This window comes from Sphingobacterium psychroaquaticum (assembly GCF_900177625.1).
Lineage (GTDB): Bacteria > Bacteroidota > Bacteroidia > Sphingobacteriales > Sphingobacteriaceae > Sphingobacterium > Sphingobacterium psychroaquaticum.
In genome coordinates, this window is record NZ_FXAU01000007.1 from 81601 (window position 1) to 93296 (window position 11696).

12 protein-coding genes are annotated in these 11696 nt (G+C 42.2%); 7 read left to right on the forward strand and 5 right to left on the reverse strand.

What is annotated here, in order from left to right; all coding sequences use genetic code 11:
- Positions 1-312 precede the first annotated feature (312 nt).
- Together B9Y69_RS16195 and B9Y69_RS16200 are read left to right on the forward strand one after the other, a co-directional pair.
- Positions 313-2166, forward strand: a complete 1854-nt coding sequence (locus tag B9Y69_RS16195) for a sensor histidine kinase (RefSeq protein ID WP_085474031.1) — start codon at positions 313-315, stop codon at positions 2164-2166.
- Positions 2167-2185: 19 nt separating this feature from the next.
- A complete protein-coding gene (locus tag B9Y69_RS16200) occupies positions 2186-2872 on the forward strand; it encodes a response regulator transcription factor (RefSeq protein WP_085474032.1) in 687 nt (228 codons plus the stop codon).
- Between the two features lie 147 nt (positions 2873-3019).
- On the opposite strand, the gene B9Y69_RS16205 is transcribed toward B9Y69_RS16200, so the two are convergent.
- The 4 genes from B9Y69_RS16205 to B9Y69_RS16220 are packed head-to-tail and all read right to left on the reverse strand — an operon-like array spanning position 3020 to position 5370.
- Positions 3020-3784, reverse strand: coding sequence for an exodeoxyribonuclease III (locus B9Y69_RS16205; protein ID WP_085474033.1), 765 nt, complete (start codon positions 3782-3784; stop codon positions 3020-3022).
- Positions 3785-3787: 3 nt separating this feature from the next.
- Complete coding sequence (locus B9Y69_RS16210) at positions 3788-4561, reverse strand: peptidylprolyl isomerase (protein ID WP_085474034.1); 774 nt, start codon at positions 4559-4561, stop codon at positions 3788-3790.
- Positions 4562-4564: 3 nt separating this feature from the next.
- A complete protein-coding gene (locus B9Y69_RS16215; RefSeq protein ID WP_085474035.1) occupies positions 4565-4915 on the reverse strand; it encodes a hypothetical protein in 351 nt (116 codons plus the stop codon).
- Positions 4916-4938: 23 nt separating this feature from the next.
- Positions 4939-5370 carry a low molecular weight protein-tyrosine-phosphatase gene (locus tag B9Y69_RS16220; RefSeq protein ID WP_085474202.1) on the reverse strand — a complete coding sequence of 144 codons (432 nt, stop codon included), beginning with the start codon at positions 5368-5370 and terminating at the stop codon, positions 4939-4941.
- A 61-nt stretch (positions 5371-5431) separates the two neighbouring features.
- On the opposite strand from B9Y69_RS16220, the gene B9Y69_RS16225 reads away from it, so the two are divergent.
- From B9Y69_RS16225 to B9Y69_RS16245, 5 genes are all read left to right on the forward strand, one after another.
- Complete coding sequence (locus tag B9Y69_RS16225; RefSeq protein ID WP_085474036.1) at positions 5432-6217, forward strand: hypothetical protein; 786 nt, start codon at positions 5432-5434, stop codon at positions 6215-6217.
- 3 nt (positions 6218-6220) lie between these two features.
- Entirely contained in the window at positions 6221-7324 is a 1104-nt protein-coding gene (locus B9Y69_RS16230; RefSeq protein WP_085474037.1) for a toxic anion resistance protein, read from the forward strand.
- 12 nt (positions 7325-7336) lie between these two features.
- A complete protein-coding gene (gene nagA, locus B9Y69_RS16235; RefSeq protein ID WP_085474038.1) occupies positions 7337-8449 on the forward strand; it encodes an N-acetylglucosamine-6-phosphate deacetylase in 1113 nt (370 codons plus the stop codon).
- 221 nt (positions 8450-8670) lie between these two features.
- Positions 8671-10305, forward strand: a complete 1635-nt coding sequence (locus tag B9Y69_RS16240; RefSeq protein WP_085474039.1) for a glycoside hydrolase family 10-like protein — start codon at positions 8671-8673, stop codon at positions 10303-10305.
- Between the two features lie 103 nt (positions 10306-10408).
- A complete protein-coding gene (locus B9Y69_RS16245; protein ID WP_200811821.1) occupies positions 10409-11026 on the forward strand; it encodes an N-acetylmuramoyl-L-alanine amidase in 618 nt (205 codons plus the stop codon).
- A gap of 7 nt (positions 11027-11033) precedes the next feature.
- On the opposite strand, the gene B9Y69_RS16250 is transcribed toward B9Y69_RS16245, so the two are convergent.
- Positions 11034-11681, reverse strand: a complete 648-nt coding sequence (locus tag B9Y69_RS16250; protein WP_085474041.1) for a DUF6266 family protein — start codon at positions 11679-11681, stop codon at positions 11034-11036.
- Positions 11682-11696: the final 15 nt, after the last annotated feature.

Consider the following 11696-nt stretch of genomic DNA (forward strand, 5'->3'; position numbering starts at 1 on the left):
GTTTTATGAGGCCATTAGAATTATGCCTAAATGTTTGTGGTGCGAATATCGCGCCATTTTTTGGATTTTTTGTCTTTTGAATGATAAGAAATTAGGTTTTTTGTTTTGGCTTTTGTGATAAATCCTTTGGGTCAGGGATTTTGTTGTTGTTTATAATTCGTAGGTTAGTGCTTCTTTGTTATTAGAAGGCCGTTTTTCGGACAGAACTAAACGCTCTATATTGAGTTAAATGAAGCTAAGCGTTTATTCTGAGGCTGTTAAAATGTGTTAAAACAAGTTTGTATACAAAGAGCATGGTTATTTTTGTAAAAAATGAAGAAGCGTAGTATAACACTGATCATATGGTTGATGTCCATTGCCCTTTTGGGGGTGATGGCTATGCAATATTATTTTGTACGTGAATCGTACAAGCAAAAGGGCCAGCTGTTCGATGAGGCCGTGAAAGCATCGTTGACTGCAGTGGCAGGCAAAATAGAGAAGCGTGAGATTTTTGAGTTTGCGCAAGAGCAGGAGCGATTGAGCCAGCAGAAATATAAGGCGGATCAAGAAAAGAGACAGCGAAAAGAAGAATTGTTAGCCGATCAGCTAAAGATTCAGGATAAAATTAAAAAACTTCAGATACAGCAGTTCGATTACCAACAACAGTATAAGGAGTTTGAAGACAACCTAAAAGGGCAGTATCCAAATGCCATCGCGGTAAATAATGCCTTTTATGAGACCTATATCAAGAGAAAGAGGTACCAGGACCTGATTGATTTCAACGTCGTGGAGAAGTATATTGGAGAGGGGTATTTTGATACCGGTATCGAACTTACTGCGAAGAAGCAGATTCCGTTAATTCCGGCAAAGGATGACAGTACACGATTCATCATCCCGTATGTGCGCAATGGGCAGGTCGTGGCTATCCAAACGGCAACGTTAATGCCGAAGACCAATGCGAAAGTTGCCTTTGAGTTACATGCATTAGAGCAACAGCTTGGATCGTTGAACGAGCGACAGTTTGCGGGAGCGGAAAATCTTTTTGATACCTTAGCAATTATTGGAGGGAAAAGCCGAGATATTTTAAAAGATGTAGAATTTGGAATGGAATTGGCGAAACGCCCATTCCGGGAAAGAATAAATATTGAGTTTCTGAAGAACGAGTTAGAGATAGAACTGGCAAAAAGAGATATTCATGCGCCATTTAATATTGAAGTTCGTGATAACCAGCTTGCGATAATTTACGAAACGGTGCACAGTAAATATCCGAAGAACGATAAACGAAATGCCCGTTATAGCACCAAGCTGTTTGAGAACGATTTGGGGAGCTCACCCGGTTTGTTTTCGGTATATTTCCCCAATAAGTCATCTGTTATCCGGGATACCATGAGTTATCTCATGGTGCCGATGGTTGCGTTATTAGGTTTGTTGATTGGTGCGTTTGCTTATACATTGAGCATTATTTTCCGACAGAAGAAGATATCGGAAATGAAAACCGATTTTATGAATAACATGACGCATGAGTTCAAGACGCCAGTAGCAACTATTATGATTGCAAGTGAGTCATTGCGGGATCCGGAGATTGCTTCGGATGAAAGACGGGTAAACCGGTTGGCGAATATCATTTACGAAGAGAATGTTCGCTTGGGGAATCATATAGAACGGGTGCTTAATATTGCCCGGTTGGAGAAGGAAAACCTGAAAATTGAATCGGTTAATGTGCATGTTAACTCGGTGGTTGAAGGCGTGTTGGATAGTATGAACCTGCAATTGCAAAAGGCGGGTGGTACCTTGCAAACGGAGATGTTGGCAACCGATGACCTCGTGATAGGTGATGAATTGCATCTGTCCAATGTATTTTTTAACTTAGTTGACAACGCTATAAAATACAGTAGTGATAAACCTGAAATTACTGTCAGAACTGAAAATGTGAAGAATAGCATTGTGATAACCGTTGCCGATAAAGGGATGGGTATGACAAAGGACCAGAAAGAAAAGATTTTTGACCAGTTTTACCGTATCCCGACAGGGAATGTGCATAATGTGAAAGGATTTGGTTTGGGGCTTAGTTATGTCAACGACATCGTAAAACGATTGAACGGTAAAATACAGGTAAAGAGTGAAAAAGAGAAAGGCACGGTGTTTGAACTTTCTTTTCCGTTGAAAAACGAGAAACTTGATTATTAAACTTACATAGCTTCATTATATGCAAAAGATATTATTAGCTGAAGATGACCCGAATTTAGGCGAACTTTTAAAAGACTATTTAGAGTTAAAAGGAAAGTTCGACGTGACATTATGCCAAGATGGGGAAGAAGCATTGAACGCTTTCCGAAAAGATACGTTTGACCTCTGCATTTTGGATGTTATGATGCCTAAAAAAGATGGATTTACCTTAGGCAAGGATATTCGTAAGGTAGACAAAACTGTTCCTATAATCTATGCGACAGCAAAAGGGATGATGGAGGATAAAACACAGGCCTTCGAGCTTGGAGGAGATGATTATATCACCAAACCTTTTCGCGTAGAGGAGTTGTTACTTCGTATTAATGCGTTGTTGAAGCGATCAGCGAAAGATACCGATGAGCAAGTCGTGGATAAGTTTGAAATAGGTAATTATTTCTTCGATTACACCAGTCAGATTATTTCATATAAAGGTCAGCAGCAAAAGTTGTCTACCAAAGAAGCTGAACTGTTACGGCTGTTGTGTTTGAATAAAAATGATGTCTTGACACGAGAAGAAGCACTGGTTAAGATCTGGCATGATGATAATTATTTTACGGGACGGAGTATGGATGTATTTCTAAGTAAACTCCGTAAATACCTGAAGGAAGATCCTAGTGTAGAGATTGTAAATGTGCACGGGAAAGGGTATAAGCTTTTGGTAAGTTAAAGAATTTATCTCTATAAAGGAGGTACTGGCGTGAGCTTGTAGCGCGTGTCCGTTACTAAAAAAACACGAGTTGAAAACCGGCCTACCGCGGGCAAGCTAGCAAGGGCGTTAAGGAATTTATTAGGGGGCAATCGCCCCCTAATTTTATTATTTTATTTCAACAATCGTCGGGCAGTGGTCAGAGTGTACAGCGAGCGGACGAATGCTACTCGCGACGATACGATCCCGAAGCGGTTCCGAAACCATGTTGTAGTCAATCCGCCAGCCTAGATTTTTAGCCCTAGCTCCGGCCCTATAACTCCACCAGGTATACTGATGAGGGTCTGGGTTTAAGTGTCGAAAAGAATCTATAAAACCAGAATTGATAAAATTTTCCATCCATTCACGCTCAGCTGGCAAGAAACCAGAACTGTTCGCATTAGATTTGGGGTTATGGATGTCAATCGGTCGATGACAAATATTATAATCTCCCGAGACCACCAGATTTGGTTTTTCTAAACGAAGCTTTTCACTGTAGACCTGGAAATCATCTAAAAACTGATATTTGAAATCTTGACGTACATCACCTGTCGTTCCTGAAGGAAAATAAGCACTGATAACCGAGATATCATCGAAATCAGCCCGTATTATCCGTCCTTCAAAATCATAGTCTTCATGGCCGCAGCCATATTCGATATGCTTCGGGGTGATTTTGGTAAAGATAGCCGTTCCGCTATACCCTTTCTTTTGGGCAGGATACCAGTAATGTTCGTAGCCCATCTCTTCGAGTAGCGTTATTTCAGGAACTTGATCGGGGGGTGCTTTGATCTCTTGGAGGCAAACTACATCTGGGTTTTCTTCTTTTAGCCAACCCAGCCAATCTTTCTTTAGTGCCGCACGTATGCCATTCACGTTGTACGATACAATCTTCATAGATTAATAATACTTAGAGGAAAACATGTCTCCTAACTTGGTGAAAAATCCTGTTTTAGGTTTTAGGCCTGCTGCCTCACGCTCGAGATTTAGTGCTTCACGACGAGTTAAAAGTTTCATCGACATATGTACATCCTCTACAGGACGATCTTTGCTGTCGGTTTTCACCACTGCAATCGCATCAACCGTAGGGATACCACGAAGCAATTCGCCAAAAACGGTGTAATTACCATCTAAATGTGGTGTGCCGCCAATCGTTGTATAGGCAGCTCGTTGCGCGGCAGAGAATTTCTTGCCTTGCATCCGAAGTGTCTCGAGTGAATCCAACCCAGCTTCGGTGAACTTCTTGCCCTGAACCAAGTAAAATTGAGATGCAGAAGATTCTTTTGCAGGGTTGTTGTCGCGCGCAGCACCAATTGTTCCTTTCTTATGGAACAGTCCTTCCTGGATTTCTGACATGATTTTATATTCCGGGCCACCATTGCCAAGTTCTTGCTTTGGAGCAGCATTGCGGGAGTCCGGATCCCCACCTTGTACCATGAAGTTATTGATAACACGGTGGAACAACAAATTGTCGTAATACCCTGTTTTTACCAACTTCACGAAGTTGTCTCGGTGTTTTGGTGTCTCATTATACAGTTTTAGTAAACATTCTCCCTTGTCTGTTTTGATCAGTACATAGTGGTTTAGAGGGGTCTTTGCAAAAAGCGCTGTGCATATAAAGAAGCTACATGCCAATAGCACCAAAGACTTCAGATTTTTGTTCTTTTTCATCATGAGTTAAGCAAATGTATAGATGCCGTCAAAATAATCAATGATCAATGATTTCATGATCATTTCTTGTTCTAAGAGCGTATAGTTCGGGATTGGTTTTGCGAGCTCCCAGTGTGGCCAACCCTCTTCGTCGAGACCTTTGAGTTCATAAAAACCCATTGCACTGAAAAGACGACAAGTTGCAATGTGCATAAGTTCCTCTTTTTGACGTTTAGAGAAGGTCTGTGGTCCTTTTCCAAGCTCTTGTACGCCAATTAAGAACAACATTACTTTGATGTCGGGCGTTTCTGTATCGAAGTCCTGCGAAACCGCCTTTTGCAGTTCGGACCATTTTTTATTTATTTCTGATGCTTTCATATTTATCTATAAAAGCAAACTTACTAAAATCGAACAACAATTTCTTCGCACCGGTCTGCAATAAGCCGATAAACGGGTTCAAAAAGGTTATCATCGTAGTATGGGTCAGGAACCTCTCCCTCCGTTAAGAATAGTTGCACCTTCGCCTTGTCAGCTACATTTCTCGCTTGAGCTAATACGTCGCGAAGATTATTGCGATCCATCACTAAGATTTGATCAAACTGATCAAAAAGATGAGGTTCAAACCATTGGGCACGTTGTGTGGAGATGTCGATGCCATATTTTTGGGCTACCGCTATAGACCGTCGATCCGGAGCTTGGCCGATATGCCAGTCGCCGGTGCCTGCAGAGTCTACTTCCCAAGGAAGACCCTTCTGCGTCGCATAGTGTTGTAATACGCCATGCGCCAAAGGCGAACGGCAAATGTTGCCTAGACAAACCATGAGTATCTTCATGAAGGCGAAGATACTAGGAAAGTGGCGCATTCACATTCAAAAAAAATATTTAAATTGCAACATGGGATTTGCCACAAAAAAAACCAAGCGTTGGGAATTACAGCAGCTCACATGGACTTTTGTCTCTATCGTGATGTTTATTCCATTGCCCGTGCACTTATTTCTGTTTGTGATGTTAGCACAAGCAAAGAAGAGTAAGATTAAGTCTTGGTATGCGACCGCTATCGCTTTTATGTTATTGGAATTCGCATTGTTCGCCTCCTTTATATATTTTGTTGGGGCTATGTCTCAAGGGTTATTGTTGACATTTGGTGGATATGTGTCCGCTTATATTGTTGGAAATGGCTTGCTTCTAAATCGCGCTAAGCCTTATTTGCAGCGGCTGGAGTTGGCTGAAATCCATCCTTTGCGCTGGATCCCTACAGCATCCTCTAGTGGGAAGCTCGAGTTAACAGAAGCTACGCTGGATACGCCGCAGGTTTTTATCGAACGCATGTTGTATTGGCGACGAGAAATTACAAATGTATCGATGCAGCGGGATATTGATAAGATTATTCACCTCTTTCAGCTCCTGGAGAGTAAAGATAAGATTGAAGCAGATAAGTTTTTGGTGCGACATTCGACCGTTGTCAGTGTATTGATGAAATACGATGAGATTGAAAATTCGAAGTTGAAAAACGCTGTGACGACAGATTCGAAACGAAAATTAGAAGAGGTTCTTGCGCAAGCTGCTGTTGCTATTGAGCAAGAAGTTACCAATCAGTTTAAAGCAGGGATTTTAGATGTCTCGGCAGAAACGGATGTATATATTCAAACATTAAAAAATAGAAACCTTTTAAAAGATTAAACTATGGCCAATTTGGAACTGACGGAGTTTGAAGATAATCAAGATAAAAAGAATAACCTTGCTGTAAATTTTACGGATGAGGAGAAATCCATTATCCAGCAGCATAAGGATAAAATAGACCTGACTTCAGCCACCAATGTTATTCAGTTTGGTGTAGGGAGTCAATCCAAGGTGAGTAATTTTTCGAATGAGATATTAAAGCAGGTTCGGACGAAAGATATGGGCGGGGCAGAAGATATTCTTTTGGGGCTGCGCTCTGATGTGAAGGCATTTGATGCGAACCTCAATAAGAAACCGCTTATTCCGTTTTTCGACAATATGAAAAAGAAATTGCAGCGTATGCGTACGGAATATCAATCAGTAGAAAAGAATATACATCAGATTGAGCTGAAGCTGGAAGGGCATTACAAAAGTCTCGCAAAAGATGTCAATATCTTTGATAAACTGTTTGTCGAAAATCAAAATTATTTTAAAGAATTGTCGCTCTACATTGCGGCAGGCGAAGAAAAATTAAAAGAGGCACATGAGCAAACATTGCCTCAAATGAAGCGGGAAGCGGAGGAGTCTGGTGATCAGCACAAGATTCAAGCGTACAAAGATATGGAACAACATGTGGTTCGTTTTGAACGGAAAGTGCATGACTTGAAGCTTACGCGTATGGTGGTGTTGCAAACGGCTCCGCAAATTCGATTGGTGCAAAACAATAGTTCGGCATTGATGGAAAAAATACAGTCCTCTTTGGTGAATACCATTCCGCTCTGGAAAAATCAAATGGTGTTGACACTCGGCATTGCACATTCGCAACGTGCGTTAGAAGCACAAAAGGCAGTGACCGATGCAACGAATGAGTTATTGCGTCGGAACTCGGAAATGCTGAAAGAATCCACGATCAACGTGGCGAAGGAAACCGAACGCGGTATTGTGGATATTGAAACCATCAAAAAAGCAAACCAAGATATTGTTTCTACCATTGAGCAAGTGTTACAGATTCAGCGCGACGGTCGGGAGAAGCGGAAAGTCGTAGAGCAAGAGCTGTTGCAGGCGGAAAATGAGCTGAAAGATAATTTATTGAAATCTTCTAGTGAAGGTAATAAGTTGATAAACTAATTGTTCGATCCGATGGGAAATAAGATTGCTTTGGTTAATGGACAGATTTACAATGGAGACGATAGTTTTATCGGACAGGCCTTGTTAATCAATGGGGAAGTGATTCAGGGAATTTTTCCAAAGCATGCTATTCCTGCCGACTATAGACAGATTGATGTCCAACAGGGGGTGATTTGTCCAGGACTCATTGATTTACAGATTTATGGGACGGGTGAAGATCTGTTCTCCGCTGAGTTGACGTCGGAGTCTCTTTTAAGCATCGATCAACAGTTGTTGAAGCAGGGCTGCACTTCCTACCTTCTAACCTTAGCGACCAATACATTAGCGGTCTTTAAAGAAGCTATTGCGGTGTATCGTACGTCAGGTTCTCCGATGGCATTGGGGTTGCATTTGGAAGGTCCTTTTTTGAATGTGCTTAAACGAGGGGCGCACCCTGCGGAATTAATTGTGGAGGCAAATGTGACAGATATAAATGATCTGTTGGCAGAAGCTGGAGATGCGGTAAAGATGATGACGGTGGCACCGGAGCTTTTATCCGATGCTTGTTTGACATTACTGTTAGAAAAGGGCGTACTGTTGAGTGCAGGACATAGTGCTGCTACATTTGATGAAGCGATACGCGGGTTTGATCAGGGAATAAAAGCGACCACACATTTATGGAATGCAATGTCGGGGCTGCATCACCGAGAAGTGGGGCTTCCCGGTGCAGCTTTTGCGCATATGGATGTGATGGCGTCTGTTATTGTAGATGGTATTCATGTTGATTTTGAAGCCGTGCGCTTAAGTAAGCAGCTGTTGGGACGTCGGTTATTTCTTATTACCGATGCTGTAGGTGCCTGTGAAAAAGGGATCTATCAGCACATAAAACAAAAGGATCATTTCACATTACCGAACGGTACACTAAGTGGAAGCGCGCTGACGATGCTTCAAGCAATTCGTAATTGTGTGGAAAAAGTCCATATTCCTATGGATGAAGCAATCCGGATGGCTACCCAATATCCAGCCGAGTTAATTGGTCGGTCAGATATTGGGAATCTAAATGTGGGGTCGTTGGCTAACATCTTAGTTTTTAATGCCGACTATGAAGTTCAATCTGTTTATTTAGAGGGGGAGTTAGTTGATTAGTTGGTCGCCTGTAGTTCACCGTTGTCGCTGCTAGGTGCTTTATTTATGGTGATGGCCTCTTTATTAGTGCAGATACGCGTGTTTATAACAAGTAGAGGCAGGTTTCCTGATATACGCAGTATCGTTAAATCATGATTCTGTTGTCATTCAATACACAAATCCCCGTCACGTTTTGTACGAGTGGTGCCATCCAACGGGGAAAAAACTTATCTTTGCGTTATATGATATTAAAACCGATAAAAACGGCAGCTTTAGCTGCTTTGATATTTTCGACCGTATTATCTTCATGCGGATCTCGGAATAAAGGAAAGAAGGAAAGAAGCAACGTTTTAACAACAACTGAAGCCGCTGTTGAGCGTCCTGCAAATACTTCTACCGGAGTTCTAGTACAACCAGGGGTTGCTGTCCCAGCAGAAAAACGTCCTGTTGTAGAAGAAAACTATCGTGTTACCTTGCCGACTGTTCAGCGTGAATTTAGAGGTGCTTGGGTCGCTACAGTGGCGAACATAAACTGGCCGACTAAAAATAATTTTAATACAGAATCTCAAAAGCGGGAAGCGATCGCTTTGTTGGATTTTCTGAAGGAGAACAATTTTAATGCAGTTATCTTTCAGGTAAGACCGTCCGGAGATGCTTTATATAAAAGTGAGCATGAACCTTGGTCCTACTTCCTTACGGGAGAGATCGGTAAACAACCTACTCCATACTACGATCCATTGGAGTTCTGGGTGGACGAGGCGCATAAAAGAGGGTTAGAGCTGCATGTTTGGTTAAATCCTTACCGTGCTCACCATTCGGCTGGAGGAGCCGTGACCAGCGAATCGATGGTGCGCAAAACCCCAGATATGGTGGTTCGGTTGAAGAACGGAATGTACTGGTTTGATCCAGCAAATCCTAAAACACAAGATCATGCTGCTAAAGTGGTTTTAGATATTGTAAAACGCTATAATATTGACGGTGTACACTTTGATGACTACTTTTATCCGTACGCGAGTTATAATGGTGGAGGTGATTTTCCGGACAATGCTTCATGGTCTGTTTACAAAAGTAATGGCGGTAGCTTGTCGCGCGGAGACTGGAGACGCGATAATGTAAATAAGTTTATTGAACGCGTATATAAAGAGATCAAGGCAGAGAAGAACTATGTTAAATTTGGTTTGAGTCCTTTTGGTATATGGAAACCGGGCTATCCAGCAGGCATAACGGGGTCTTCGCAATACGATGAGTTGTATGCGGATGCTAAGTTATGGCTCAATAAGGGTTGGATTGACTATTTTACGCCACAGTTGTATTGGCCCATTGAGCCACAACGGCAGAGTTTTACTGCGCTGTTAAAGTGGTGGGAGTCGGAGAATACGTATAAGCGTCATCTTTGGCCGGGCTTAAATACCGTGGAAGTTCGTGCATCAAATAAACCACAAGAGATTGTGAACCAGATTGAGGCGACACGTGAGATTGTTCCGAATAGTGTGGGTGCCGTGCATTGGAGTATTGCTGGCTTGACAAAGAGTTCGGCGATGGTGGAGACATTAAAATCAGGCCCATATCGTGAGAAAGCATTAGTGCCCCGTTCGCCATGGTTAAATGCAAATCCTCTATTGGCTCCGACATTGCTCTTGACTAACGAAACGAGTAGTGTTTTTGCGAAATGGTTACATAAGCAGCCAGAGCAAGTCTTCCAATGGGTTGCTTACGCCCAGTATGGCGGCGAATGGCATTATGAGATTTTAGATAAATTAGAAACTGAAAAGGGATTTCCAAAGGTGAAAGACGGCAAAAAATTACAAGCTATTGCTATTAAGGCGATTGATCGCTTGAGCAATGAGAGTGAATATGTTGCCAAGAAGGTTTTTTAATTTTAGGTTAAAAACAACGGATATATTACAAAGCTACCTAAATTTTTTAGGTAGCTTTGTTTTTATGGGACTTCGGGTTAGTTTGTTTTGTTGCGTTTTATTGATGAATCTTGTGGTACTGGGACAGGATCGTCCAGTTATCGTACAACGCCCCATTACATGGAATGCGGAGAGGGAAACCCTTTCGATAGCTTATCTGACAGATCGTCATGGCCTTGATAGTAGGCGAGCGGAAATTACGCCTAAGATTATTGTCGTGCATTGGACAGATGTCCTTTCTGTTGATAAGACGTTTAAGACCTTTGATCCTGTGCAACTTCCTGCGCGCCCAAACCTTCAGAAAGCGAGTATGCTGAATGTTTCTTCCCAGTTCCTAATTGGGCGGGATGGTACAATTTTCCAACTGCTTCCCGAGACTACTTTTGCCCGACATACGATTGGTCTGAACTATTGTGCGATTGGCATTGAGAATGTCGGATCGGCGAGACGCCCGCTTACGGAGGAACAACTTAGTGCTAATACAGCGCTTATCAAATATCTGATGGCGAAGTATCCAATCAACTATGTAATCGGACACCATGAATACCAATCTTTTAAGCCTACTTCCTGGTGGAAAGAAACAGATCCTACTTATATAACACACAAAGATGATCCTGGTGCGTCGTTTATGATGCGGTTGCGTAAAGCATTGGGACTACATGAGCAACTGAGTTTACGTTGATGCCGTTCTACTGTGTGTTAAAAGAACCCCAGTACTGTGAATCTGAAAATTCTCCTGTCAAAGAATTCCGAAAACCAAAGTATACATGAATAGGTGTTTTGTCCGGGTGCTGCAAAAACGAATGACGCCAGGTATAGCTTTGTTCGCTCAGGTTTGGGCCACTGCTTAAGAGATCGTGTTTTCGTATACCGTCGTATAGGAAAGCCACGAGATGCAGGTGTGTGCCCGTGCTCTTCATGCTGGGCCAGGAGAAGACTAAGCTATGGTCTTGTGCAACTTCAACTGTTGCTTGTACTGGGGTAGGGAGCTTTCCTCTAAAGACTAATACCTTTTCTGGGTTCACGAAAGGTACAGTGTTCTCATCGTAATCTAAGCTGTGTTTAAAGGTGTAAGATTGTGCTTGTTGGAAAGCGCCAATTCGACTGCCTGGCGGAGCTAGGTTTTGATAACCAAATTTGATTGCTCTGCGTATAGGAGATAAGTACTTGGATACGGCCTTCATGCGTGCTCTATTGATGATTTCTAAGGGGGATGCTTTGCGCTTGCTTACGACGGGCATGGCGCGTATAATGTGTTGCCCATTGAGTTCGTAACCAACAATGCCTCCTAGTTTACCTGAGAAACTCCAAATCATACTGTTTTTTAAAATAGCCATAGACGTTTGTTTATA